Genomic DNA, 23,730 nt, shown 5'->3' with positions numbered 1-23,730 from the left:
CCCCTTACCGTACGATGTACCTCGTGGATACGCCGTACGGTAGCGCGCCGCCGCCCGTCTGGGAACGCCCCGAGCCGCAACCCCGGGCGGCGCCGGTCGCGCTGAGCCGCGCGAAGATCGCCGCCACCGCCATCGGCCTGGCCGACTCCCACGGCCTCGACGGCGTGTCCGTACGCAAGATCGCCAACGAACTCGGCGTCGGGCCCATGCGCCTCTACGACTACGTGACTAACCGCTCGGAGTTGCTCGACCTGATGGTCGACGCCGTCTACGCCGAGATCGCCGTCACCGGTCCCGAGTCCGGCTGGCGGGCCACGCTCGTGGCGATCGCGCACCGCACCCGCACGGCCGCCCTCGACCACGAATGGTTCGCCGACCTGCTCGGGTCCCGGCCCCATCTCGGGCCGAACGCGCTGGCCGTGGGGGAGGCAACCGCCGCGGCGCTGAGCTCCGCGCCCGGCTTGGACGGTGTGGAGTCACTGCAGCAGGCCCTGGGCGTCCTCAACGCCTTCCTGATCGGGGCCCTCCGCGCGGAGATCACCGAACGGCAGGTCGCACGGGCCACCGGCACCGACGAGGCCGCCTGGCAGAGCGCCCTCGGCCCCTACCTGACCCGCATGCTCGAAACCGGCCGCTATCCGACAGTGGCCCGCCTCGTCCACGACGGCGCCCACCTCGAACCCGAGCAGACGTTCCACCGGAACCTGACGACCGTCCTGGACGGCATCACCACCTCCCGCCCGTGATGTCAGGCCTCTCCGGTCGACAGCCCGGACCTCGGCCGCCTGCTCTTCGGTGGCCCTCCGCGGCCTGGTGCCCGCGGAGGCTGGCTGCGTTTTCGTCCTCTTCGCGGCGGGACCGTGGGGGCGCAGCGGCAGTGTTACATTCGGCCGATGTCACGGCAGCAGGGGCGGCGGACCCTGCAGGATCTCGCCACCGCCGCGGGGCTGTCGCTGGCCGCGACCTCGTACGCGTTGCGCGGCATCCGAGGCTCGCCGGCCACCATTCTTCGCGTCCGTCAACTGGCCGACGAGATGGGCTATACGGTCGACCCGATCGCCCGTGCGCTGGCCAGCGGCCGTACGGGATGGGTCGGGGTTTCCGGTTCCCTGCGCGACCTCTGGCAGCAGGACTTTTCGGTGCTGCTCACCCGGGCCTTACGCGGTAAGGGCCGGTTCGCCACCATCGCGGACGCGGACGCCGACCCGGCGCTCGAACGGCGCATCATCGAGCAGTTCGCCGCCCAACGCGTCGACGGCGCGCTCGTCTCACCCGTCGACCCCACGGCCGACTACTGGCGGCTGCTCGGGCCCGAGGTCACGGTCGTCTCGATCGGGGACGCGCTCACCGCCCGGCCCGGCTCCGGCAGCGTGCTTTTCGACAACGCGTACGGGGTCCGGACGGCCTTCGCCCACCTGGTCGAGCTCGGCCATCGCCGGATCGGGCTGCTCGCGCCCGCCCTGCCGTCCACCCCCGGCCGCCCGGCCCAGCTGCTCGCGCCCGAGATCGCCGAGGCGCTCGGTGTCGACCTGGTCGCCATCTCGGCCCCCGCCGCCACCGACGAGGCCGTCGAGATCGTGGCCGGCCTGCTGTCCGGCTCGCACCGTCCGACCGGCGTGTTCTGCCTGAGCGACTCGCTGGCCTTCGCCGTCTACCGAGCCGCCCGCGAACAAGGTCTGCGCATCCCCGAGGACCTGTCGGTGATCGGCTACGACGACCACCAGCTCGCGGTTCTGGTCGAGCCCGGCCTGACCACGATGGCGTGGGACGAGGACGCCATCGTGCAGGCGGCGGTCAGCCAGCTGGAGGCGCCCGGGGGAGTGCCGCTGTTCCGCCCGGAGCTGATCGTGCGCGGCTCGACCTGCGCGATCTAGAGCGGGCCGCTCAGAGTTCCCGCAGCTTGCCGACGATCGTGTCGATGTCTCGTCCCCAGGGCCGGTCGGCGGTTCCCGGCGGCAGCAACCCGTCGAACTCCGGCAGAAGCGCCGTCCCGCTCAGCCGCCCGGCCTGCACGACCGCGAGCAGTTCGCACGCCAGCACCTCGCGCAGTCCCGTGATCACCTCGTCGAGGCATTCCGCGGCCTCCAGGGCGAAGCTCTGCACGTCCTCCTGACCGAGCGACGTCTCGATCGCGCCGGACAAGGCAGGAACGGCGAACCTGCGCAGCCGATGCGCAACGCCGACTGCACGTTTATGCACGGTTGCCATGCCCGCGTGCAGCCCAGGGGATTCGGAGAGCTGGCGATTGAGTCCGGTCAGGTTCGTGTCGAGCAGCCGATGCAGCCGTGCTGTGCCCAGTTCGGCCAGATGCATCAGCGCAGTGCTCAGGGCGGACATGGCCGCGGTGAGGTCGGTGCCGGCGAACCCGAACGTCCCCACGAACTCCCCGTCAAGATGCGCAGGAGAGTCCGTGACCGAAACGAGCGCGCGGTCGGCGGCCGCGTCGAGCGCGTCGATCGCTCGGCGGGCGACGGCCAGGGCGGGAGCGGTGACGCGGAACGACACCGGGGCCTGCAACGCTCCGGCCGGCCCCTCGCCGCGCAATGCGCGCACCTCGCGCAGGATCACGCGCAATTCGTCACTGTCGGCCAGCCCCGCGTGCAACGGGTCGCGGCTGGCCCGAACGACATCGTGCGAGGCAGCCAGGACACGGACGATCTGCGCAACAAGCGCGCGTGCGGCGTCGCCCGCCAGGATGGCCAGACCGGTCGATCCGGGCACGCCCTCCAGAAATGCGATGCCCTCCTTGAGGCCGAACGGCCGCGGAGAAAGCCCAGCCTCGAACAACGCATCGGCCGCGTCGAGCACCGACTCGCCGATCGGCGATGAGGCCGCAACGCACAACTTTCCGGTCGCCGCGCCGGAGGATGTCGCGTCGCGGGGTGGAGGTATGACAGTCGTAGGGGTGTTCAGGACGTGGCCCGTGCCGTTCAGGACTGCGCCGGCGTGGGCCAGGGGGATTATTTCGCCTGCTGCGCCGTTTCCGCGGGACGGAATCGCCGGGGTGATGCCGGCGTCGAGCAGCGCGGCCAGGGCCTGGCACAGGCCGGGGGAGACACCGGCGGACGGGTGCAGGAGTGTGCGCAGGCGAGCGGCGAGCAGTGCGCGAGCCTGATCGGTGCGCAACCAGGGGGCCGAGCCGACCGCGCGTCCGGTCATGAGCGTGTCCTGGTGCCGGGCCTGCGCGACAGGGTCCAGAAGCACGCCCGCCAGCGCGCCCATGCCCGTGTTGACGCCGTAGACAGTTCGGCCCTCGAGATCGTGCAGTGTGGCGCGGCGGCTGGTGGCCAGGGTGTCCAGCAGCTCCGGAGCGAGCACGATGCGACAACCACCGCGGGCGAGTTCGGCGATTACCGCGCGGTCGAGGTCCTGCGGCCGCGCGATGGGCACGAGCCTCATCGGTAGCGCAGCATCGTGCCCGCGTCGGCCGCCTCGGCGCGGGTCAGGATCAGATGGGCCAGGGCCACGTCGAGGATCGACAGGCCGCGGTGCCAGAACAGGATGCGCTCGCTGTCGGTCTCGCGGCCCGGCTTCTGACCGCTCACGATCGCGCCGATCTGCGCGTACAACGTCTGTTCGCTCAGCCGTCCCGTGTCGACATGAGCGCGCAACGCCCCGAACCGGCCGGACTGCGACTCGCGCCAGTCGTCGACGACCACCTTGTCCATCACGTCGAGCAGGTCGAGCTCCACCGCGCTGACGGTGCCGTAGGGGACGACGAACGCGCCGGGCCGGACCGCCGCCGTACGCAGAAGGGGGGTCGGCTTCTCCAGGCGGGAGGCTTCGACCAGGATGTCGGCGCCGTCGAACGCCTCGTCGGCGGTGGCCACCGCGCGCACGGGAGTGTCCGTGACTGCGCGCAATTGCTCAGCGAACGCCTCGCGCGACTCGGGCCGCCTGCTCGTCACCCGGATCTCGGTCAGCGGGAACAGGCTGTCGAGCATGGTGACGTTCGCGAACGCCGTGCCGCGCGCACCGACATGGCCGAGGATGCGCGAATCCGCGCGGGCCAGATACTTGGCGCCGACCGCGGTCATGGCCCCCGTGCGCACCTCGGTGATCCACGTGGCATCCATGATCGAGAGCGGGACGCCGGTGGTCGGGTCGTACACGTTCATCAGCGCCAGCTCGCTCGGCAGCCCCTTCCGGTAGTTCGGCACGAAGTCGCCGACCACCTTGACGCCGCTCAGCCCTTGCTCGCCGAGCGTGTCGACATGCCCCCGAAGCACGTTGAAGTGCCCGATGCCGCCGTTGTTGGGCACCAGGTGGGTGCGCGGCTCGAACACCGTCTCCCCGCGCCCGTGAGCGGCGACGACGTTCTCCACCGCCGCGATCACGTCGGCCGCCGTGATGGCCAGCGTGTCGATGTCGGCGGCGTTGAGAAACCGGATCCAAAGCGCCGCGGGAGAGTGAATCATGTAATGCACCCTATAACCTTGGTGTTTGGAAGTATTCAGCTCGCACGTATGGGCGGCCCTATGACGCTGGAGAAACGCCTGGATACCGGCCGTGCCGAGGACTGGTTGCTCGACCTCGCGCAGCGGCACCGGCTCTCGCCCACCCAGCGCCAGATCGTGCAGCGGATGCTCGGCATGTTCCCCGACGTGGCGTTCCTGTCGACGATTGAGATCGCCGAGCAGACCGGGGTGTCGCAGCCGACGGTCACCCGGCTGGCCACCGCGCTGGGCTTCGCCGGCTACCCCGAGTTCCGCGCGGCCATGCGCGAAGTTGTCCTTTCGCGCAATGCCGACATCCCCGACCGGCACAGCGCCGTCGACCTCGAAGTGGCGAACCTGGGCGCGCTGAAACGAGTGCTCGATGCTGATCGCATGGCCGCTGCCGTGCGGCTGCTGGCCGCCACCGCACCGCTCGGAGTTGTCGGTTTGCGCGCGTCGGCGGCCCTGGCCGACTACTTCGGCTATTTCGCGCGCCGTGTCCTGCCCGGCGTGCAGGTGGCGACCGACGCCGGCTGCCTGGACGACACCCTGCTCGAGTTACGTGACCAGGGCGCCTCGGCGGTGCTGTTCTTCGCGATGCCGCGCTACCCGGCGGCCACCGTCGAGGCGCTGCGGCTGGCCCGCCGGCTCGGCCTGGCCACCGTGGTCGTCACCGACAGCGCGCTGGTGCCGTTCGCCCCGGACGCGGACGTGCTGCTCGTGGCGCCCGTGGGCACCGGGCTGGTGTTCGATTCGCACGCGGCCGTGGTGGTGCTGGCGATCAGCCTGCTCGACGCGATCGCCGGCACCGACCCGGTACGTACACAGGAAAGGCTGGAAGCGCACGAGGCACTCGTGCAGCGATGGGCCTACTGAAGCTTGCACTCGTCCTTGAAGCCCTGGTCGCGCCAGGTCCGCTTGAACTTCCCGCCGATGTACTCGTAGCGGTAGAACAGGATCAGATCGGGGCACGCCTTGGCGCCCTTGGCGCTGGTTCCGTACGCCTTGATCTCGATGACGCCCTTGTTGTAGAGCACCTGCTCGACCACCGGCTGATCCATTTCAGCCACGTCCTCAAGCAGCGTCCCGATCCGCTCGGCGCCCCGGGGATCGGTCGTGTTCTTGAAGACCTCGATCGTGTTCGCCCAGTACGAGGTGGACGCCTCGCAACTGCGCGTCACCATCGTGTCCATGATCCCGTCCTTGGTGACGTCCTCATGGCCGCCGTCCAGGATCTCCACCTTCTGACCCCGGTACGGGCACGGCTTGACGGCCGCGGCCCAGTCCTTGAGCTGCGGCTCCCGGGTCTTCGTGGCCGTCGGCGCGGGCCTGGTCGCGGGCGGCGCCTCGGACTTGACCGGCTTGGGGGCCTCGGTGGTGACGGTCGTCGTCGGGCGCGGGCTGCCGCCGAAGCCGGTGTTCGCCGTCGCGGTAGTGGCGGATGCACCGGGCGCTGCCGTGGTCGGAGTGTCGCGCGGTGAGCAGGCGGCCGTGGCGGTGATCGCCAGGGCCAGAGCCGCCAGCAGGGTTCCCCGTGTGAATCGCATGCCGGTGACCCTACGTAGGGGATCGGCGACGGCGAATCCCCGGTTGATGCCATCAGTTCCAGCTCTAGCGCCAATAGGTTTGTCATGGAAACCTATTGGTATGAGAAGACGTTCGCTTCTTGCTGCCGTGCTCACGTCCGCTGTCGCGATGCCCCTCGGGGCGGCCAAGGCAACTGCCGCTCCCGTACGCCTTACCCTGCCCCGCCCGACCGGCCCGCACCCGATCGGCGTCGTCGACCTGCATCTGGCCGACCGGCGCCGATCGCGGGAGCTGATGGCCAGTGTCTGGTACCCGTCCACGCGCGACGCCAGGCGCCACCCGGTCGCCCCGTGGATGCCCGCCGCATCGTGGCACGCCCTGCTTGAATCGGTGGGCCTCGACGCCGCGGAGGCCCCCCGCACCGCCGGTCACGTGGGCGCCCCGGTGCTCGGCGGACGGCGGCCGATCGTGCTGTATTCGCACGGCAACGACACGTGCCGCGCGGAGACGACCATCGTCGTGCAGGAACTGGTCAGCCACGGATACGTCGTGGCCACCGTGGACCACACCGGCGACAGCTACAGCCAACTGCCGGACGGCCGGGTCCTCGTCCCGGGCGAAGACAGCTTCACGCCGTGGGACTCGGCCTACGACGTACGGCTGCTGCTCGATCACCTCGAGCGGAGGGCGACCGCCCGCCGTGGCTGGGGAGCGGCTCTCGACATGCGCCGCGTGGGCATGTTCGGCTGGTCGAAGGGAGCCACCTCGACCGCGCTGGTGATGAACACGGACCCACGCGTACGGGCGGGAATCGGTTTCGACGGTGAGATGCAGTCGCAACCCCCGGTGGACGGGCTCGACCGGCCGTTCCTGCTCCTGAGTGCGGACTTCGCCCGCAACACCGAGCCCAGCGTCGAAGAATTCTGGCAGAAGTTGCGCGGCTGGCGACTGAACGTGCACGCAGTTGGCGCCGCTCACGGGTCGTACAACGATCAGCAATGGCTCGTTCCGCAGATCGCACCGCTGATCGGCATGAGCGAGGCGGACTATCTCGACTGGTGCGGCACGCTCGACCCGGCCCGGGCCGTCAGGATCCAGCAGGCATACCCGCTCGCCTTCTTCGACCAGCATCTGCGCGACCGGCGGCAACCCTTGCTCGACGGGCCTTCGCCGGCGTTCCCGGAGGTCGAGTTTGTGAGATAGGCCCACCAGGGCGGCGTTCTCGGCGGTCGAGTTCCGACGTAGGGCCGGCTGTTGCCCGCGCCGCCGGAGCCCGGGGTCCGACGTAGGGCCGCTGTTGCCCGCGCCGCCGGAGCCCAGGGTCCGACGTACGGCGGCTGTGGCCCGCGCCGCCGGAGCCCGAGTTTCGGGGCGTAGGGTCGCTGTCGCCCACGTGGCCGGGGGTCGAGTTCCCGACGGAGGGCCGTTGCCGCCGGTGGACGGGCCTACCCTCGGCGCCATGGATGTGGCAGTCGCCGGCGCCGGCCCGACCGGCCTGTTCATGGCGGTCGCCCTGGCCCGCCGAGGCCATCGGGTGACGGTCGTCGACCGCGACGCGGGCCCGGCGCCCGACGGCAGCTGGGAACGTCGCGGCGTCATGCAGTTCCACCACCCGCACGGGTTCCGGCCGCAGGTCTGTCAGGCTCTGCAGGCCGAGATGCCCGAGGTGCTGACCGCCCTCGACGGGGCCGGCGCCGAACGGGTCGTGTTCCGCGGCGGCGACGGCCTCCCGGCGCCGTACGCAGCATTGCGCTGCCGGCGCGCACTTTTCGAGCAGGTGTTGCGCGACTTCGCACGCGCCGAGCCGGGCGTCACCATCGCTCAGGGCCACGTCGACGACGTGTTGCGCGAAGGTGACCGCGCGGCCGGGCTGCGCGTCGACGGCCGTGACGTCCGGGCCGCCCTGGTGATCAACGCATCGGGCCGGGCCGGGCGCATCGCCGCCGGCCTGCGCGCGCCGGCCGAGGGTGGCGACTGCGGCCTGGCCTACGTGTCCCGGCAGTACGAACTGCTTCCCGGGGCGGAGCGGGGGCCGATGAACGCGCCCGTGGGCATCATTCAGACCCTGACCGGCTATCTGATCGCGATCTTCCTGCACGACCGGGGCACCTTCTCGGCGCTGTTCATCAGGCCTGCCGACGACCGCCGCTTCGGCGCACTCCGCTTTCCCGAGGTGTTCCAGGCGGCCGCCCTCGCCGTCCCGGCCCTGGCCGCTTGGGTGTCGCCCGATCGCAGCAGGCCCATCACGCCGGTGCTGCCGGGTGGGCGGCTCTACAACACCTACCGGGGGCAGCTCGACGCCGACGGCCGGGTCGCGCTGCCCGGTCTGCTGCACGTGGGCGACGCGGTGTGCACCACCAACCCGTCGGCCGGGCGGGGGATCGCGGTCTCGCTGCGCCAGGCAGTGAGTCTGCTCGGGCTGCTCGACGAGCATCCGGGCGATCCGTCGGCGGTTGCGCTCGCCTTCGACGAGTGGTGCCTGACCACCGTACGGCCCTGGTACGAGGATCACGTCTACTGGGACACCGACATTCTGCGGCGCTGGGCCGGTGGCGACGTCGACGTGACCCGGCGCCTGCCCAGCGACCTGATCATGGAGGCCGCCGAGAAGGATCCGTCGCTGCTGCGCGTGGTCGGGCCGTACATGGCCATGGAGGCGCTGCCCTCCACGCTGGACGAGGTCGAGCCGCAGGCCCGCGCGCTGTTCGCCTCCGGCTGGCGGCCGGCACCGCACCCCGGCCCGACGCGCGACGAACTCGCCGCAACTTTCCCGGCAATCCCGTAAGCACTTCCGTCGGTTCGAGGCGTCTTTGTATATGAAGGCTCGCGAACACACGGGAGGGCGAGTGCACAGCGGATTCGAGGAGTACGTGAAGGTGCGGGGCGATTCGCTGCGCCGCTTCGCGTATCTGCTCTGCGGCGACCGCCACCTCGGCGAGGATCTCGTGCAGGAGGTGCTGGTCAAGGCATACAGACGATGGCCCAAGATCGAGCATGACCAGCCCGACCGGTATTTACGCACGGCCCTGGTCCGCTCGCACGTCTCCTGGCTGCGGCGGCGCTCCCACGCCGAGCAGCCGGAGCAGATCCAAGACGATTCCCCCGTACGGGGTGACTTCGCCGACGAGCAGGCCGTGCGCGACGACCTGTGGTCCCGGCTGGCCGGCCTGACCCGGGCCCAGCGCGCCGTCCTGGTGCTGCGCTACTACGAGGATCTGGGTGATCAGCAGATCGCCGACGTGCTGCGCTGCTCCGCCAGCACCGTCCGGGTGCACGCGTCCCGGGGCCTGGCCCGTCTGCGCGCCGACCTCTCGCCCGCTTCGTTGAAGGGAGTGCCGCTGTGACCCTCGAGGACGACCTCCGCACCACCCTGCAGGACAGGGCCGCCCGACCCGCCTCCCGCCCCGACCCCGACCTGTGGGAAAACGTCGCCGCCGGGGTGTGGCGCCGCCGACGCCGCCAGCGGGCGGGCGCGATAGGGGCCGCCGCGCTCGCGTTGACCGCCGTCGTCGTGGTGCCCCCGCTGCTGACCAAGAGCTCGGCCGCCCCCATCCCCGCCACCTCCGTCCCGCCCACCACCGACTGGGTGGCGCCGGCCTGGCCCCCCGTCGTGTTCCCGATGCGCCCGTCGTGGGTTCCGCCCGACCCGGGCACCCGCTCGGTGATGCTGATCGGCCCCAACCACCACCTGTCGTACGAGCGGGAGGGCTCGATCCTGTCGGCCGAGGTGGGTCCGGTGACCGGGTCGTGGGAGGTCGAGGCGGAAAGCACCCACCGGTCCACGGTCAACGGCCGCGCGGCGGAGGTCCACGTCTCCAGCACCTATGACGGGGCCGGCCCCGGTGACGAGTTCGTCGGCGTCCGCTGGCGCCTGTCCGACGGCCAGTGGGCCCAGGTGCTCAGCATGGGCCCGCGCAAGGAACCCGAGGTGCTGCGGTTCGCCCGTGGGCTGACGGCCGGCAGCGTGGCCGCGGCCCCGCCGTCGTTCAAGTTCGCCGCCGTGCCGCCCGGGTTCACGCTCCAGCACGAGAGCGACAACTACATGTGCGTGGCGCCCGCCGCTACCGTCTCGCGCGACGGAAGCCCTGGCGACGGTGTCTGCGTCCAGGTGCTCTCCGAACGGGAAACCCCCGCCGAACCGCCCATCGTCACCACGGTCAACGGCCGTCGCGCCGAGTTCAGCACGAGCACCCTGACGATCGAGCTCGGGAAGCACCGGTGGCTCGAACTGGCCTGGGAGCACGGCACGACACGACTGTCCAGCGACGACATCGTCCGCTTGGCGTCCGGCATCACAGTCCGGTCCTGAGACGACGCCGCGACGGAGGACGACGTTGGCACTGGGAAGCGCGCAACGACGTACGGAACGCCGGCCCCGCATCGAGGCGGCGTTCCCGGGCGCCCAGGTCGAGCCCGCACTCGACCTGCTCGACCTGGCCGACCGGGCGTGGCACGACGCTTACGGTCCCCGGGACCTGGCCGTGCCCGACGGCGTGCTCGACGACGTCCTGCTGCTGGCCGGGTCCGACCTGGCGGCGCTGGTCGTGATCGCTCGCCAGGCCGTCATCGACTTCCGGGACGTCCGCGTCGCCGCCGACGCCCGCCGCTCCGGCTGAGCCGACTTGGCGCGCCTCCGGTCGGGCTGAGCCGCCCTGGCGTGCGCGGCTCCGGTCGGGCTGGGCGGGCCTGGCGTGCGCGGCTCAGGTCGGGCTGAGCCGGTCTTGCTGGTGGCCACGGTGAGGCTGGCGGCGAGGAAGTACTGGCCGAGTTCGCGTCGGAACAGGTCGAATAAGGCGCGGCTGCAGCTAGGCGGGGGGCTGGGCCGGTCGGCGGAGCCGTTCCGGACCGGAGCAGAATGAGCGGCCGGAGCAGAACGGGCGGCCGGAGCAGCATGAGCGGCCGGAGCAGAACGAGCGGGCGAAGAACAACGAGCGGGCCGGGGGTGACGAGGCGGGGGTGGCCACGAACCTGAGCATCGTCGCGCAGGCCGTAGGTCTGTTCGCCGTCACCAACGTCGACGACATCCTGATCCTGGCGCTGTTCTTCGCCCAGGGCGCCGGGCATCGCCGCACCACCCGTAACGTGGCCGCCGGGCAGTATCTCGGGTTCGCGGGCATCCTCGTCGTCGCGGTCGCGGCCGCCTTCGGCGCGACTTTCCTGCCCGGCCGGGTCGTGCCCTATCTGGGGCTGCTGCCGCTCGCGCTGGGGATCAAGGCCGCCGTCCAGGCGTGGCGGCATCGCGGCGACGACGATGACGACGAGTCCGGAGCGCGATCCGGCGCTCCGGGCGTCCTGGCCGTGGCCGCGGTGACGTTCGCCAACGGCGGCGACAACATCGGCGTGTACGTTCCCGTCCTCACCACTGCCGGTCCGAGCGGCATGACCGTCTACGTGGTCGTCTTCCTGCTGCTGGTCGCCGTCTGGGTGGCGGCCGGCCGCTTCTTCGCCACTCGCCCGATCGTCGCCCGGGCGCTGAGCCGCTGGGGTCATGTCCTGCTCCCGGTCGTCCTGATCGGCATCGGAGTGCTCATCCTCGTCGAGGGCCTGTGACGCCGGGGCCGAGCACTCACAACCGGCGCCCGGTCGAAGTGAGCCGCCGGATGCTTGTTCGTCGTCCGGTGGGTACACCGTCGACATGCCGTCCCCTTCTACTGGTCCGGTGCCCGTGACTCAGCAGCGTCCGCCGGTGGCCGGCCTGGCCTGGGCCGACGCGTACGCCGCGGCCCGGGACCGGCCCACACCGCTTCCGGCCGAGACCTGCGCACCCGAGGACAGCCAGGGGCGGACACTGGCCGAGCCTGTGCTCGCCGTCGCGCCGGTGCCCGCCTTCGACGCGGCCGCGATGGACGGCTACGCGGTGGCGGGCGCCGGTCCGTGGCGCGTGGCGGGCCTGATCCTGGCCGGAGCCCCGGAGGCGGGCCTGATCGCGGCGGGCCGCGCCGCCGAGATCGCGACCGGTGCGCCCGTTCCCGCGAACACCGAGGCGGTGCTGCCTTACGAGGACTGCCACGTCGACGGTTCCCTGCTGCACGGCGCCCGCGGCCCGCGGACGCACATCCGCCGCGCCGGGGACGACGTCCGGCCCGGCACCCTGATCGTTCCCGCCGGCCGGGTCATGACGGCCACCCGGATCGCCGCGGTGGTGCAGGCGGGCGTCGAGCGGATCCGCGTACACCGCCGTCCCGAGGTCACGCTGCTGGTCACCGGGGACGAGGTCGTGCTGACCGGCCGCCCCGGCCCCGGCCAGGTGCGCGACAGTTTCACCGGCATCGTCGACGCCGTCACCATGCGCGCCGGCGGCACTCTGCACACCGCCCGGCTCGTCGGTGACCACCCGGCCGACCTGGGCGAGGCCCTCGACCGCGCGGCCACCGAGGTCGTCGTGGTGAGCGGCTCCTCGTCGGCGGGCGCGGCCGATCATCTGCACGCGCTGCTCGGTGAGCGCGGCGCCGAGTGGCACGTCCGGGGCGTGGCCTCCCGCCCGGGGCATCCGCAGGCCTTGGCGTCGCTGCCCGGCGGGCGGTGGGTCGTCAGTCTGCCCGGGAACCCGTACGCGGGAATGGTCTCGATCCTGACTTTGCTCGAACCCTTGCTGCGCACGCTGGCCGGACGCCCGCCCGCGACCCTGCCGAGGATGCCTGTGACGGGAACCGCCAGGCTGATGGCCGGTGGTGTGCGCATCGCCCCGCAGCGGGACGGTGTGCTGCTGCCACCCGGCGGCTCGGCGGGCCTGACCTCCGTGGCCGACGCCGACTCCCTGGCCGTGCTGCCCGACGACTGGGCGAGCGGCGACCCGGCGTGGCAGTTGACGGTGCCGTAGACGGGCGAGATCAGTGGCCGCGGAACGCCTCCTCCAGCCACCATGACGGCCGCCCCGCGGCGACCTTGGCGTCCACCACCATCGGCACGTCGCGCGGTCCGGCCAGCCACGACGCGACCGGCGCGAGGTCGGACGGGTGCCGCACGGTGACGGCGGCACAGCCGTACCCGCGGGCGATGGCGGCCAGATCGGTCTCGGGGAACGTCACCGTGGACAGCGGATGCCCGTGCGGCCCGAAGTGGTGCACCTCGGCCCCGTACGCCTCGTCGTTGTAGACCACGATCAGCATGCCCAGCCCGAGCCGCCGTACGGTCTCCAGCTCGGCGATGCTCATCAGGAATCCGCCGTCACCGCAGGCGGCCACCGGCACCCTCCCGGGTGAGGCCAGCGCCGCCCCGAGCGCGGAGGCCAGACCCAGCCCGACCGACTGGAACGCCTGCGTGAAGCAGAAGCCGCGCTGATCAGGAACGGACATGAACATCGACGGGTAGCCCATGAAATTGCCGGAGTCGACGGCCACCACCCGTTCGCGCGGGACCAGGTCGTCGAGCGCGATGCTGAACGTGCGCGGGTCGATGTGCTTCTCGTCCCCGTCGTCGTCGTACGCGACGTCGCGCCACCGCCCCCCGGCGACGATCCTTTCCTGGACGTCGGCGCTCCGGTAGCCGTAGTTGCGCCCGGGCAGGGCGGTGCGCACGGATCGCGCGGTGGTGCCGGCGTCGCCGACGATGCCCAGGTCGACGCGGTGGTGGGCGCCCAGCGCGGCCGGGTCCAGGTCGACCTGCACGACGGTCGCGGACGGGCCGACCAGCGCGCCGTGCCGGGTCGTCCACATGTTGAGCGACGCGCCCCAGCCGACCACCACGTCGGCCGCGCGGATCAGTTCGGCGGCCAGGGGAGTGGCGAACCCGCCGGACACGTCGAGGTTCCACGGGATGCCGTTGAACAGCCCTTTCGCGGCGGCCGAGGTGGCCAGCAGCGCCCCGCACGCCCCGGCCAGCGACGACAGCGGGTCGCGGGCGTGGATCGCGCCCCGCCCGGCGACGAACACGGGTCGTTCGGCCGCGGCCAGCAGGGCGGCCAACGCGGCGACCGCGTCGTCGTTGGCCTGCGGACGTTCGATCGCCACGGCGGCCAGCGGCTCGGTCATCGCGGCGTCGGCCGCCTGCACGTCCAGCGGCAGGTTGAGGACCACCGTACGCCGTTGGCTCGTGGCCAGCCGCCACGCCCGCACGGTGTCGGCGACCGCGGTGGCCGCGCCGTGGACCCGCTCGCTCGACGCCCCGACCGCCCGGGCCAGCGCGTCCTGGTCGACCCGGAAGTTCGACCGCAGCGCGGTGGCCGCGGGTTCGGCCGCGAGCACGAGCATCGGCGTACGGCTCTTGGCTGCCTCGGCGATCCCGGTCATCGCGTTGGTCAGCCCGCACCCCTGATGCACGGTGACCACCCCGACCCGGCCCGCAACCCGCCCGTAGGCGTCGGCCGCCGTGGCCGCCCCGGCCTCGTGCCGCGTCGGGACGAACCGGGCGCCGTGCTGGACCAGGGCGTTCGTGACGTGGAAGTTGCCGCTGCCGACCACGCCGAACACGTGCCGGGCGCCCAGCTTGGCCAGCGTCGCGCCGACCACCTCGGCGACAGTGGTCATCGTTCGACCAGCGCCAGCACGCGGGTGGGGCTGCCCGACCCGCCCACGATCGGCAGCGGCGCCGCGATCACCACCGCCCCGGTCGGCGGCAGCGTGGCCAGGTTCTGCAGCTGGGTCAGGCCGTACTTGCCCGCTCCGAGCACGTACGAGTGGCAGGGGAACGCCGGGTCGAAGCCGAACGCCTGCCCCGCGTCGGTGCCGACGGTCTCCACGCCGACGCCGATCACGGGCGCCTCCTCCGCAAGCCACTTCGCGCACTCGACGGAGATCCCGGGCGTGTGCGGGCCGGTGTCGTTCGCGTTGAGGTACGCCTCCTGATCGTTCGAGCGCGCATCCCAGCCCGTACGGACCAGCAGCCATCCGCCGTCGGGGAGCGGCCCGTGCTGCCCCTCCCACTGCCGTACGTCGTCCACTTCGAGCAGGAAGTCGTGGTCGTCGGCGACCCGCCCGGACACGTCGATGACGGCGGCCGGCGCGATCAGTTTGCCCGGCGCGATCTGCGCGACGTCCTCGCCGTCCTTGGCTGTCACCCAGTGCACCGGCGCGTCAAGATGCGTGCCGGTGTGCTCTCCGGTGTGAATGTTGTTCCAGTACCAGGCGGGCCCGCGGTCGTCGTACCGGCTGATCTCCTCGAGGCCGAACGTGATGGTGTCGGAGAACGGCGGCGGCAGCTTGAGGATGGGCGTCTCGCTGGACAGCGGCGCCGTCAGGTCGACCACCTCGACCGACCCGGAACGGATCCCCGCCACGAGGTCCTGCAGAACACTCATCGTCACTCCGCCCTGTGATCACCGCCACGTTGCACAGAGCCTACGGTGACGGGCAACACTCACGGGAGTGTCTATTCGGCCGGGTACGGGTTGCCGGCCAGCACCCGCGCCAGGTGGGCGGCCGTGCCGGCCAGCGACTTGACCGCGGCGCCGGTGGTGTCGGGCTTGGGGCCGGCGTCCTTGTAGTCGACCTTGCCCAGCGCCTCGCCGACCCAGTACGCCCCGCCGTTGGCCGGAATGGTGAACCCGACGTCGTTGAGCGCCTGGAGCACCTCGGCGATCACGTGGTGGGCGCCGTCCTCGTTGCCGACCACACCGACCACGGCCACCTTGTCCCACATGGACGGGCGGCCCCGCGAGTCGGTCTCCGACAGCTCGGCGTCGAGTCGTTCGAGCACCATCTTGGCCACGCTCGCGGGCTGGCCCATCCAGATCGGCGTCGCGATCACCAGGATGTCGGCGGCGAGGACCTTTTCCCGTACGGCGGGCCAGCCGTCACCGTCGCCCTCGTCGGTGCTCACCCCGAACTTGATGTTCTGGTCGACGACGCGCAGCGCCTCGCCTTCGACGTCGTGGTCGGCCAGCGCGTCCAGGATCTGCCGGCCCAGCAGCTCACTGCTGGACTCCTGCGAACCCGACTTCAGCGAACAGCCCAGCACCAGTGCTCGCAACGTACGGGAATCAGGCATTTCTACCACCTCTAGTTGATCTCTGAGTACCTGGTGGGGTGCCCGGAGCCTGCCGCCTGAAACGCCGGTACGGTTCGACCATGACCGACGCCGGCCGCCTCGACGACCCGGGCCGCCTGGATGCCATCGTCCGCACCGGGCTGGGCCCCAAGGCCGACCCGATGTTCGACCGTTTCACGGCGATGGTCCGCCATGTCCTGCACGTCCCGGTCGCCCTGGTCTCGCTGGTCGACGACCGCCGGCAGGTGTTCCCCGGCGCCGACGGCCTCGGCGAACCGTGGATGACGCAACGGCAGACCCCGCTCACGCACTCGTTCTGCCAGCACGTCGTCGTGAGCGCGCAGCCGCTCGTGATCACCGACGCACGTACCGACCCGCGGGTGGCCGGCAACCTGGCCATCACCGACCTGTCCGTCGTCGGCTACGCCGGCATGCCGCTGACCGACGCCGACGGCCGCGTGCTGGGCTCGCTCTGCGCGATCGACACCGAGCCCCGGCAGTGGACGACCACCGAGCTCGACCTGCTGGCCGACCTGGCCCTGGCCTGCTCGGACAGCCTGCGCCTGCGGATCGCCTCGCGGGCCGCCGACCGCCGCGAACACGTCGCCGGGGTCAACCTCGACCGCACCCGGCTGCTGTTGCGGGCCAGCGTCGCCCTGGCCGGCACGAGCACGGTCGACGACGTCACCGAAGCGGTGCGCAAACTCGTCGTCGGCACCCTCGATCCGGACTACGTCGGCATCTCCCTGTTCGACGCGGCCGGCCGGATCAGCCTGCGGTCGGGCGACTCGCTGCCGGCCGGGGTCGCGCGCCGCTGGCACCGGTACGGGCGGACAGCGCTCACCCCGTCCGCGCTGGCCGCCGTCACGGGCATCCCCGTCCTGCTGCCCGACCTGGCCGCGGTGCACGCGCTGGTCCCCGACGCCGCGGCGACGTTCCGCGAGATGGGCTGGCAGTCCGGCGCCAGCGTGCCCCTGCCCGGCCCGAACGGCCCGATCGGCGCGCTCACCTTCGTCTGGAAGCAGCCGTACGCCCTGGACGCCCTCGACCAGGCGGTGCTGGCCGCGCTGGGGGGCTACGTCGGGCAGGCCGTGCAGCGGGCCGACTACCTGTACTCGCGGGAGCGTGTCGCCGAACTGCTGCAGCAGGCGCTGCTCAGCGACCTGCCCCCGGTGGGCCCGCTGGAGCTGGCCGCCCGCTACGAGCCGGCGGCCCGGGGCGAGCACGTCGGCGGGGACTGGTACGACGCCGTACGCGTCGCCCCCGATCACCTGGCCCTGGCCGTCGGCGATGTGACCGGCCACGACATGCGGGCCGCGGCCCAGATGGGCCAGCTCCGCAGTATGCTGCGCGCCTTCGTCGTCGACCGCCGGGAGCCGCCGTCGGCGGTGCTGGGCCGGCTCGCCGACGCCATGCAGCTGCTGGGCGACACCACCCCGGCCACCGCGATCCTGGCCTACGTGCACTCGGACGACGCGGGTCACCGCTTGGAGTGGTCCAACGCAGGCCACCCCGCGCCCCTGCTGCTCGAGCCCGACGGCACGGTCAGCACCCTCACCGGTCACAACATCCTGCTGGGCGTGCAGGGCACGTGGCCGCGCACCGACCACACCCGGGCCCTGCCACCCGGCTCGACCGTGCTGTTCTACACCGACGGCCTCGTCGAGACCCGGACCACCGCCATCGACGAGCGCAAACGCCAGCTCCGCGAGGCCCTGAGCCCGCTCTCCGCAGCGCCCCTGCCCGACCTGTTGACCGCGGTCTTCACCCACCTGGCCGGCCACGACCACGAGGACGATGTGGCGCTGCTCGCACTTCGCGTCCCGCCCGCGTAGGGGAAATATCGCTGCCCCCGGCGAGGTTGTAGCGGTCGATCTCCTCGGGAGGACAGAGACATGAAGAACGGCATTCACCCCGACTACCACTCCGTCGTCTACCGTGACCGCAACGCCGACTACGCGTTCCTCACCCGGTCGACGGAGCGCAGCGACAAGACAGTCGAGTGGTCGGACGGCAAGACGTACCCGGTGATCGACGTGCAGATCTCGGCGGCCAGCCACCCGTTCTGGACCGGCCGGACGCGCGTGCTCGACACCGCCGGCCGCATCGAGAAGTTCCGCGCCAAGTACGCGAAGTACGCCAAGTAAGGACCCGAGACGCCCGGCCCTGTGGTTCACAGGGCCGGGCGTCTCTGTGTTCAGGGCAGGATCGCGTCCACGTAGCCGCCGTCGACCCGGACCGCGCCGCCGGTCGTGGCCGAGGCCAGCGGGGAGGACAGGTAGACGACCATGTTGGCGATCTCCGCCGGCTCGATCAGCCGTTGCAGCAGCGACTGCGGGCGGTGCCGGCGCATGAACTCGCGCTGCGCCTCGTCCCAGGGCAGGTCCTTGTCGACGAGGGAGTAGACGAAGTCCTCGACGCCGCCGGTGTGGGTCGGGCCCGCGATGACGCTGTTCACGGTGACCCCGGAGCCCGCTGCCTCCTTGGCGAAGCCACGGGCGACACCGAGCAGCGCGGTCTTGGAGACGCCGTAGTGGATCATCTCGGCCGGGATGACCACTGCCGAGTCGCTGGCGATGTAGAGCACCCGGCCCCAGCCCCGCGCCCGCATCCCCGGGAGCACCGAGCGGGTCAGGCGTACCGCGGCCAGCACGTTGACCTCGAAGTAGCGCCGCCAGTCGTCGTCGGTGATCTCCAGGGCGGGCCGGGCGCCGAAGATGCCCAGGTTGTTGACGAGGATGTCCACGTCACCGACCGCGTCCAGCGCGGCCGCGGCGCCCTCGGCGGTCGTCACGTCGGCGGGCGCGGGCACGAAGTCACCGTCGCCCAGCTCGGCGAGCGCGCGGCCGACCGATTCGGGGGAGCGGCCGTTGACGCCCACCCGTGCCCCGGCCGCCGCCAGCCCGGCCGCGATGGCTCGTCCGATGCCCTGGGTGGATCCGGTGACCAGGGCCGTCTTCCCATCAAGATCAAGGCGCATGGGTACGATTCTTCCCCGCGCCCGGCGCCATCGCACGAGGGAGCTCATGGAACGCACCACCACGCACCGCCGCCTGGCGCTGTTCGCCCTGTTCTTCCTGCCCGGCCTGGCCATCTCGTCGTGGGTGGCCCGCACGCCGGACATCCGCGACCAGCTCGGCGCGTCCACCGCCGAGATGGGCCTGGCGCTGTTCGGCCTGTCCGCCGGGTCGATGCTGGGCATCCTGAGCTCGGGCCGGTTCGTGTCGCGCTTCGGCACCCGCCCGGTCGTGGCCACCGGCATCCTCACCACCGTGGCCAGCATGCCGGTGGTCGGCCTGGGCGCCGGGCTGTCGCAGTTCTGGCTGGTCACCGCGGGCCTGCTCCTGTTCGGCCTGGGCATGGGCGGTGGCGAGGTGGCCATGAACATCGAGGGCGCCGACGTCGAGCGCCTGATGGGCCGGGCCGTGCTGCCGACCATGCACGGCTTCTTCAGCCTGGGCACGGTGGTCGGTGCGGGGATCGGCATCGGCCTGACCGCGGCCCGGTTCTCCGTCACCTGGCATCTGATCGCGATCGGCGTGGTCAGTGTGCCGGCCGCCCTGCTGGCCATCCAGCGCATTCCGGCCGGCGTCGGCATGGAGAACCCTCAATCGGACAAGTCGCCCGGAGAAGCGGTTTGGCGCGACAAGGTCCTCTGGCTCATCGGCATCGTCGTCCTGGCCATGGCCCTGGCCGAGGGCGCGGCCAACGACTGGCTCCCGCTCATCATGGTCGACGGCCACGGCCTCGACGCGGCCCTGGGCTCGGCCGTCTACACGGCGTTCGCGGCGGCCATGACGATCGGCCGGTTCGGCGGCGGCTGGTTCCTGACCCGGTTCGGCCGGCCCGCCGTGCTGGGCGCCAGCGCGCTCATCGGCGGCGCCGGCTTGCTGCTGGTCATCGTGGTCGACAACCAGTTCGTGGCGGGCGCGGCAGTGCTGCTCTGGGGCGTCGGGGCTGCGCTCGGCTTCCCGGTCGCCCTGTCGGCCGCGGCCGACTCCGGGGCCGACCCGGCCGCCCGGGTGTCACTGGTCGCCACCGCGGGCTACGTCGCGTTCCTGGTCGGCCCGCCCGCGCTGGGCTTCCTGGGCGAGCACTACGGCCTGCGCAACGCCATGATCGTCGTGCTGGTCCTGCTCGCCGCGGCCGCCGTGGTCACGCCCGCACTGCGCAAGGATGCCGTGCTCAGTCCACAGTGAGGACGACCTTGCCCTGGACGTGGCCCTGCTCGATCAGGCGGTGCGCCTCGGCCGCCTGTTCCAGCGGGAACTCCTTGGCCACCTGCACCCGCAGCCGCCCGCCGGCGGCCAGCGAGCCCAGCGTCTCCAGCTCGACGCCGTCGGGGCGGACGAAGACGTACCGGCCGCCCTGCTCCTTGACGGCCGGGTCGACCACCGACGCGTGCCGGATCGGGTGCCGGACCAGCCCCGCGATGGCCCTGAGGCCGTCGCCGCCGTGGAAGTCGACCGCCACGTCGACCCGGCCGTCCCCGCCGACCAGGTCGGCCAGTTGTTTGGGCAGTTCGTCGCCGTACTCGACCGGCTCCACGCCGAGCGAGCGCAGGAAGTCGTGGTTGGCGGGCGAGGCCGTGCCGATCACCCGGGTCACGCCGAGCGCCCGCGCGATCTGCACGGCGATGTGCCCGACGCCGCCCGCGGCCGCGTTCACCAGCAGCACGTCGCTGGGGCCGACACTGGCCGCGGTCAGCGCCTGCAGCCCGGTCAGCCCGGCCAGCGGCAGCCCGCCGGCCTCGGCGAACGAGATCGCGGCGGGCTTGTGCGCGCACGCGCGCTCGGTGACCGACACCAGTTCCGCGTACGTGCCGTGCTGAACGCTGTCCTTGCGGGCGTACGCCATGACCTCGTCGCCGACCCGGAACCGGGTCACCGCCGCGCCGATCTGGTCAACCACGCCCGCCACGTCCCAGCCCGGGATGAGCGGCAGGTGGTGCGGGTAGGCGCCCTGCAGATGCCCGGCCCGAATGAGGTGGTCGACCGGGTTCACCCCGGCCGCGCGCACCCGGATGCGCACCGTGTCCGGTCCTACCAGCGGATCGGGGAGCTCCCGCAGCGTCATGACGTCCGGGTCGCCGTACTCGTCCAGCGCAATTGCCCTCATGACACGCATATTTCCCTATCCGGCGCGTTCATTCGGCGGTTGCGCCGAAATCTCGATTGCCCCCCGATCGGCTGGGCTGTAAATTCCGCTGGCCGTCCGGCGGTACGGCGGCGTCACGGGGAGGAAAACCGCTGATGAATGCTGCCCTGCGCGCGGCACTGTCGGTCGCCATGCTGATCGGCTTCTACGTTCTCGGAGTGGTGCAGCTGGCCGTGGCCGGTTTCCTCCTGTACGAGATCTGGACGCACCTGAGCGGCACCGGCGCGGCCAAGCTGAGCTGGCTCGTGATCGCCGGGTTCGGTGCCGTCGCGGTCGGCCTGTGGCGGGCCCTGCGCACCAAGCCCGGCGAGCCCGAGGGATTGCTGCTGACGCGTGAGCACGCGCCCGACCTGTGGCGCCTGGTCGGCGACATGGCGGTGGCCGCGGGCACCCGGGCCCCCGACGAGATCCGGCTCGTGCCCGAGGTCAACGCGGCAGTCACCGAGGACACCAAGTGGCTCGGCCTGATCGAGGGCACCCGCCGGCTCTACCTGGGCGTACCCCTGCTGCAGACGTTCACTGTCGATCAGCTCAAGTCGGTGATCGGGCACGAGCTGGGGCACTATTCGGGGTCGCACACCCGGCTGGCCGCCATCACGTACCGGGGCCGCCTCGCGCTGCGGGAGACGTTGAGCCGCGTGGGCCGCTTCAACGTGGCGGGCTGGGTCTTCAAGGCGTACGGGTGGCTGTTCCTGATGGTCAGCAACGCGGTGACCCGCCGCCAGGAACTGGAGGCGGACGAGGTGTCGGTCCGCGTGGCCGGCGTCGAGGCGGCCACGTCGGCGATGCGTGAGATCCCCGTGGTGGCCGCGGCCTGGAACTTCTACTTCGGGCGCTACATCGCGTACGGCTGGGAGCAGGGTTTCGCCCCCGACGACGTGTTCGGCGGCTTCCGGCACCTCTACTACGCCCGCGCGGCCGAGCTGTCCCGGATGCGGGCCGAGGAGCCCGGCGGCGAGACCTCGCGCTGGGACACGCACCCGTCGACCGGCGAGCGCATCGCGGCCATGCGCGCGCTGCCGGCCATGCGCCACCCCGCCGACGACCGCTCGGCCACCGTCCTCTTCCCCGACCTGCACCGGGCCGGCCTGGCCCTGCAGGGGGAGGTGGTCGACTTCGGCGACCGTCAGGTGCTGCCGTGGCCACAGTTCACCGCGGCCGCCATGGGCAGGCAGATGCAGAACCGGGCCGACCGCGTCTTCCGCTCGGCCGCCCGGCTCACCGGCGTCCCCGAGACCGGGCTGTCCGAGATCTTCGGTTTGGTCGCGGCGGGCCGCCTGGGCGAGCTGGCCGTGGAGTTCTTCCCGCAGAACTCGCGGGCCGAGGCCCCGGCCCTGTTCGCCGACATCATGGAGGACCTGATCGCGCTGGCCGCCCTGCACAGCAACGTCGTGCACTGGCAGCACTCGTGGTCGGAGCCCGCGCGGCTGGTGGACAACTGGGGACACCCGGTCGACCTGGCCGAGGTGGCCAAGCTGGCCGTGGCGCCCGAGACGCTCGACCTGGCGCTGGCCCGCATCCACCACGCCGGCGTCGACATCCGGGCGGCCCGGGTGGTGGAGGCGAAGGCCACCGCGAGCGGCGCCGACGTGATCGGCCTGATGGCCAACGTGAAGGTCGACGGTCAGGAGACCGACCTGATCCTGCTCAGCCGCGGCTTCCTGTTCGTGCCCGCGCCCAAGGACAAGGACAAGGGGGAGGAGCGGATCAGCCGGATGCTCGCCTCGAACGACGTGGCCGAGCTGGCCCGGACGTACCGGTTCGTGCCGTTCGAGGAGGTCGTGGGCACGCAGGTGCACAAGGCGGTGCCCATCAACGCCGAGATCCGCCTGCACGGCGGGGCCATGGTGACGATGAAGGAGAGCTACACGGGCGACACCGTGGGCGACAGCCGCGACACGCTGACCGAGGTGCTGCGCAAGCTGGGGGAGCGCGCCAACCGCGCTTAGACGCGGCGGGGGCCGTGGATCTCGCGGTGCAGGCGTTCCATGCGGCGGTCGAGGCGGGCGGCGTCCTCGGCCGCGGCGGCCAACTCCTCACGCAGGGCGCCCGGCACGGCAGGGTCGTACTTGTAGTGGATCTTGTGTTCGAGGCTGGCCCAGAAGTCCATCGCCGCCGTGCGCAGCTGCACCTCGACCGGCACGTGGACGACGCGTTCGGACAGGAACACCGGCACCTCGACGATCAGGTGCAGGCTGCGATACCCGTTCGGCTTGGGCTTGGCCACGTAGTCCTTCGTCTGCAGCAGCGTGACGTCGGGCTGGCGGGTCAGCATGTCGGCCACGGTGTAGACGTCGGAGACGAAGCTGCACACGATCCGGATGCCCGCGATGTCGCGGATCCGTTTGCGCAGGTCGTCCAGGGTCAGCGGGCAGCCGATCCGTTGCGCCTTGGTCGTGATGCTGCTGGTGGTCTTGAGGCGGGGGCTGACGTGCTCGATCGGGTTGTGCCGGCCCCGATGGGTCAGCTCCTCGGCCAGGATGCTGATCTTGGTGCCGATCTCGGCCAGCCCGAACTTGTACACCAGCAAGAAATGGGACAGTTCCTCGCTGATGTCGCGAAACGGCTCGGGGAGGGGGTGCCCGCTCGCCCAACGCGTGATCTCGCGATCGGCGTCCTCGGTCGTCACTTTTCCCGTCTCCTGAGCCCGGTGTCCGCACCTAACCGTAGGCGCAGCGTGCCACCA

At 71.8% G+C, this 23,730-nt stretch carries 23 protein-coding genes; 14 read left to right on the top strand and 9 right to left on the bottom strand.

Annotation, left to right across the window (positions count from 1 at the left end; all coding sequences use genetic code 11):
- The first annotated feature begins 14 nt into the window (after positions 1-14).
- Positions 15-746: a TetR/AcrR family transcriptional regulator gene (locus tag BKA14_RS11825; RefSeq protein WP_184950971.1), complete on the top strand. Its 732-nt coding sequence runs from the start codon at positions 15-17 to the stop codon at positions 744-746.
- Between the two features lie 147 nt (positions 747-893).
- On the top strand, positions 894-1,874 hold the full coding sequence (locus BKA14_RS11820; protein ID WP_184950970.1) for a LacI family DNA-binding transcriptional regulator: 981 nt from the start codon (positions 894-896) through the stop codon (positions 1,872-1,874).
- 10 nt (positions 1,875-1,884) lie between these two features.
- Here the strand turns inward: BKA14_RS11820 and BKA14_RS11815 are convergent, their stop codons facing one another.
- On the bottom strand, positions 1,885-3,399 hold the full coding sequence (locus tag BKA14_RS11815; protein ID WP_184950969.1) for an aromatic amino acid lyase: 1,515 nt from the start codon (positions 3,397-3,399) through the stop codon (positions 1,885-1,887).
- Positions 3,396-4,418, bottom strand: coding sequence for an ornithine cyclodeaminase family protein (locus tag BKA14_RS11810; protein WP_184950968.1), 1,023 nt, complete (start codon positions 4,416-4,418; stop codon positions 3,396-3,398). Before BKA14_RS11810 ends, BKA14_RS11815 begins: the two co-directional genes overlap by 4 nt.
- Positions 4,419-4,478: 60 nt before the next feature.
- Between BKA14_RS11810 and BKA14_RS11805 the strand changes: the two genes are divergently transcribed.
- Positions 4,479-5,312, top strand: coding sequence for a MurR/RpiR family transcriptional regulator (locus BKA14_RS11805; protein ID WP_184950967.1), 834 nt, complete (start codon positions 4,479-4,481; stop codon positions 5,310-5,312).
- On the opposite strand, the gene BKA14_RS11800 is transcribed toward BKA14_RS11805, so the two are convergent.
- A complete protein-coding gene (locus BKA14_RS11800; protein WP_184950966.1) occupies positions 5,306-5,983 on the bottom strand; it encodes a hypothetical protein in 678 nt (225 codons plus the stop codon). The genes BKA14_RS11805 and BKA14_RS11800 overlap by 7 nt on opposite strands.
- Before the next feature lie 100 nt (positions 5,984-6,083).
- Here BKA14_RS11800 and BKA14_RS11795 point away from each other — a divergent pair, with 100 nt between their 5' ends.
- From BKA14_RS11795 to BKA14_RS11765, 7 genes are all read left to right on the top strand, one after another.
- Positions 6,084-7,166: an alpha/beta hydrolase family protein gene (locus BKA14_RS11795; RefSeq protein ID WP_203722805.1), complete on the top strand. Its 1,083-nt coding sequence runs from the start codon at positions 6,084-6,086 to the stop codon at positions 7,164-7,166.
- A gap of 256 nt (positions 7,167-7,422) precedes the next feature.
- Complete coding sequence (locus BKA14_RS11790) at positions 7,423-8,748, top strand: FAD-dependent oxidoreductase (protein ID WP_184950965.1); 1,326 nt, start codon at positions 7,423-7,425, stop codon at positions 8,746-8,748.
- Between the two features lie 61 nt (positions 8,749-8,809).
- The gene (locus tag BKA14_RS11785; protein ID WP_184950964.1) at positions 8,810-9,307 is read left to right on the top strand and encodes a SigE family RNA polymerase sigma factor; all 498 of its coding nucleotides are present in this window, start codon (positions 8,810-8,812) and stop codon (positions 9,305-9,307) included.
- Positions 9,304-10,272 (top strand): hypothetical protein, encoded by a 969-nt coding sequence (locus BKA14_RS11780; protein WP_184950963.1) that lies wholly within the window; start codon positions 9,304-9,306, stop codon positions 10,270-10,272. The genes BKA14_RS11785 and BKA14_RS11780 overlap by 4 nt, the downstream gene beginning before the upstream one ends.
- A gap of 25 nt (positions 10,273-10,297) precedes the next feature.
- A complete protein-coding gene (locus BKA14_RS11775) occupies positions 10,298-10,579 on the top strand; it encodes a hypothetical protein (RefSeq protein WP_184950962.1) in 282 nt (93 codons plus the stop codon).
- 340 nt (positions 10,580-10,919) lie between these two features.
- A complete protein-coding gene (locus BKA14_RS11770) occupies positions 10,920-11,513 on the top strand; it encodes a cadmium resistance transporter (protein WP_239093584.1) in 594 nt (197 codons plus the stop codon).
- A gap of 109 nt (positions 11,514-11,622) precedes the next feature.
- Positions 11,623-12,783, top strand: a complete 1,161-nt coding sequence (locus BKA14_RS11765; RefSeq protein WP_184950961.1) for a molybdopterin molybdotransferase MoeA — start codon at positions 11,623-11,625, stop codon at positions 12,781-12,783.
- A 10-nt stretch (positions 12,784-12,793) separates the two neighbouring features.
- On the opposite strand, the gene BKA14_RS11760 is transcribed toward BKA14_RS11765, so the two are convergent.
- The 3 genes from BKA14_RS11760 to BKA14_RS11750 form a co-directional block, all read right to left on the bottom strand.
- Positions 12,794-14,428, bottom strand: coding sequence for a thiamine pyrophosphate-binding protein (locus BKA14_RS11760; protein ID WP_184950960.1), 1,635 nt, complete (start codon positions 14,426-14,428; stop codon positions 12,794-12,796).
- Complete coding sequence (locus tag BKA14_RS11755) at positions 14,425-15,198, bottom strand: cyclase family protein (protein WP_184950959.1); 774 nt, start codon at positions 15,196-15,198, stop codon at positions 14,425-14,427. The genes BKA14_RS11760 and BKA14_RS11755 overlap by 4 nt, the downstream gene beginning before the upstream one ends.
- Before the next feature lie 71 nt (positions 15,199-15,269).
- Positions 15,270-15,887, bottom strand: coding sequence for a flavodoxin family protein (locus BKA14_RS11750; protein ID WP_184950958.1), 618 nt, complete (start codon positions 15,885-15,887; stop codon positions 15,270-15,272).
- An 80-nt stretch (positions 15,888-15,967) separates the two neighbouring features.
- Between BKA14_RS11750 and BKA14_RS11745 the strand changes: the two genes are divergently transcribed.
- The gene (locus BKA14_RS11745) at positions 15,968-17,722 is read left to right on the top strand and encodes a GAF domain-containing SpoIIE family protein phosphatase (RefSeq protein ID WP_184950957.1); all 1,755 of its coding nucleotides are present in this window, start codon (positions 15,968-15,970) and stop codon (positions 17,720-17,722) included.
- 60 nt (positions 17,723-17,782) lie between these two features.
- Complete coding sequence (locus BKA14_RS11740; protein ID WP_184950956.1) at positions 17,783-18,034, top strand: type B 50S ribosomal protein L31; 252 nt, start codon at positions 17,783-17,785, stop codon at positions 18,032-18,034.
- 50 nt (positions 18,035-18,084) lie between these two features.
- Here BKA14_RS11740 and BKA14_RS11735 read toward each other — a convergent pair whose 3' ends face one another.
- On the bottom strand, positions 18,085-18,867 hold the full coding sequence (locus BKA14_RS11735; RefSeq protein WP_184950955.1) for an SDR family NAD(P)-dependent oxidoreductase: 783 nt from the start codon (positions 18,865-18,867) through the stop codon (positions 18,085-18,087).
- Positions 18,868-18,913: 46 nt separating this feature from the next.
- Between BKA14_RS11735 and BKA14_RS11730 the strand changes: the two genes are divergently transcribed.
- A complete protein-coding gene (locus BKA14_RS11730; RefSeq protein WP_184950954.1) occupies positions 18,914-20,086 on the top strand; it encodes an MFS transporter in 1,173 nt (390 codons plus the stop codon).
- Here the strand turns inward: BKA14_RS11730 and BKA14_RS11725 are convergent.
- Positions 20,073-21,005 carry an NADP-dependent oxidoreductase gene (locus BKA14_RS11725; RefSeq protein WP_184950953.1) on the bottom strand — a complete coding sequence of 311 codons (933 nt, stop codon included), beginning with the start codon at positions 21,003-21,005 and terminating at the stop codon, positions 20,073-20,075. The two genes, BKA14_RS11730 and BKA14_RS11725, sit on opposite strands and share 14 nt — an antisense overlap.
- A 134-nt stretch (positions 21,006-21,139) precedes the next feature.
- On the opposite strand from BKA14_RS11725, the gene BKA14_RS11720 reads away from it, so the two are divergent.
- Positions 21,140-22,993 carry a M48 family metallopeptidase gene (locus BKA14_RS11720; protein WP_184950952.1) on the top strand — a complete coding sequence of 618 codons (1,854 nt, stop codon included), beginning with the start codon at positions 21,140-21,142 and terminating at the stop codon, positions 22,991-22,993.
- On the opposite strand, the gene BKA14_RS11715 is transcribed toward BKA14_RS11720, so the two are convergent.
- Positions 22,990-23,673 carry a GTP pyrophosphokinase gene (locus BKA14_RS11715; protein ID WP_203722807.1) on the bottom strand — a complete coding sequence of 228 codons (684 nt, stop codon included), beginning with the start codon at positions 23,671-23,673 and terminating at the stop codon, positions 22,990-22,992. The genes BKA14_RS11720 and BKA14_RS11715 overlap by 4 nt on opposite strands.
- Positions 23,674-23,730: the final 57 nt, after the last annotated feature.

The organism is Paractinoplanes abujensis (assembly GCF_014204895.1).
GTDB classification, from domain to species: Bacteria; Actinomycetota; Actinomycetes; order Mycobacteriales; family Micromonosporaceae; genus Actinoplanes; species Actinoplanes abujensis.
This window is presented reverse-complemented; position numbering and strand designations above follow the sequence as displayed.

Coding starts and splice junctions, on each gene's coding strand:
- BKA14_RS11825 (WP_184950971.1), top strand. CDS start 15: ATGTACCTCGTGGATACGCCGTACGGTAGCGCGCCGCCGCCCGTCTGG.
- BKA14_RS11820 (WP_184950970.1), top strand. CDS start 894: ATGTCACGGCAGCAGGGGCGGCGGACCCTGCAGGATCTCGCCACCGCC.
- BKA14_RS11815 (WP_184950969.1), bottom strand. CDS start 3,399: ATGAGGCTCGTGCCCATCGCGCGGCCGCAGGACCTCGACCGCGCGGTA.
- BKA14_RS11810 (WP_184950968.1), bottom strand. CDS start 4,418: ATGATTCACTCTCCCGCGGCGCTTTGGATCCGGTTTCTCAACGCCGCC.
- BKA14_RS11805 (WP_184950967.1), top strand. CDS start 4,479: ATGACGCTGGAGAAACGCCTGGATACCGGCCGTGCCGAGGACTGGTTG.
- BKA14_RS11800 (WP_184950966.1), bottom strand. CDS start 5,983: ATGCGATTCACACGGGGAACCCTGCTGGCGGCTCTGGCCCTGGCGATC.
- BKA14_RS11795 (WP_203722805.1), top strand. CDS start 6,084: ATGAGAAGACGTTCGCTTCTTGCTGCCGTGCTCACGTCCGCTGTCGCG.
- BKA14_RS11790 (WP_184950965.1), top strand. CDS start 7,423: ATGGATGTGGCAGTCGCCGGCGCCGGCCCGACCGGCCTGTTCATGGCG.
- BKA14_RS11760 (WP_184950960.1), bottom strand. CDS start 14,428: ATGACCACTGTCGCCGAGGTGGTCGGCGCGACGCTGGCCAAGCTGGGC.
- BKA14_RS11755 (WP_184950959.1), bottom strand. CDS start 15,198: ATGAGTGTTCTGCAGGACCTCGTGGCGGGGATCCGTTCCGGGTCGGTC.
- BKA14_RS11750 (WP_184950958.1), bottom strand. CDS start 15,887: ATGCCTGATTCCCGTACGTTGCGAGCACTGGTGCTGGGCTGTTCGCTG.
- BKA14_RS11745 (WP_184950957.1), top strand. CDS start 15,968: ATGACCGACGCCGGCCGCCTCGACGACCCGGGCCGCCTGGATGCCATC.
- BKA14_RS11740 (WP_184950956.1), top strand. CDS start 17,783: ATGAAGAACGGCATTCACCCCGACTACCACTCCGTCGTCTACCGTGAC.
- BKA14_RS11735 (WP_184950955.1), bottom strand. CDS start 18,867: ATGCGCCTTGATCTTGATGGGAAGACGGCCCTGGTCACCGGATCCACC.
- BKA14_RS11730 (WP_184950954.1), top strand. CDS start 18,914: ATGGAACGCACCACCACGCACCGCCGCCTGGCGCTGTTCGCCCTGTTC.
- BKA14_RS11725 (WP_184950953.1), bottom strand. CDS start 21,005: ATGAGGGCAATTGCGCTGGACGAGTACGGCGACCCGGACGTCATGACG.
- BKA14_RS11720 (WP_184950952.1), top strand. CDS start 21,140: ATGAATGCTGCCCTGCGCGCGGCACTGTCGGTCGCCATGCTGATCGGC.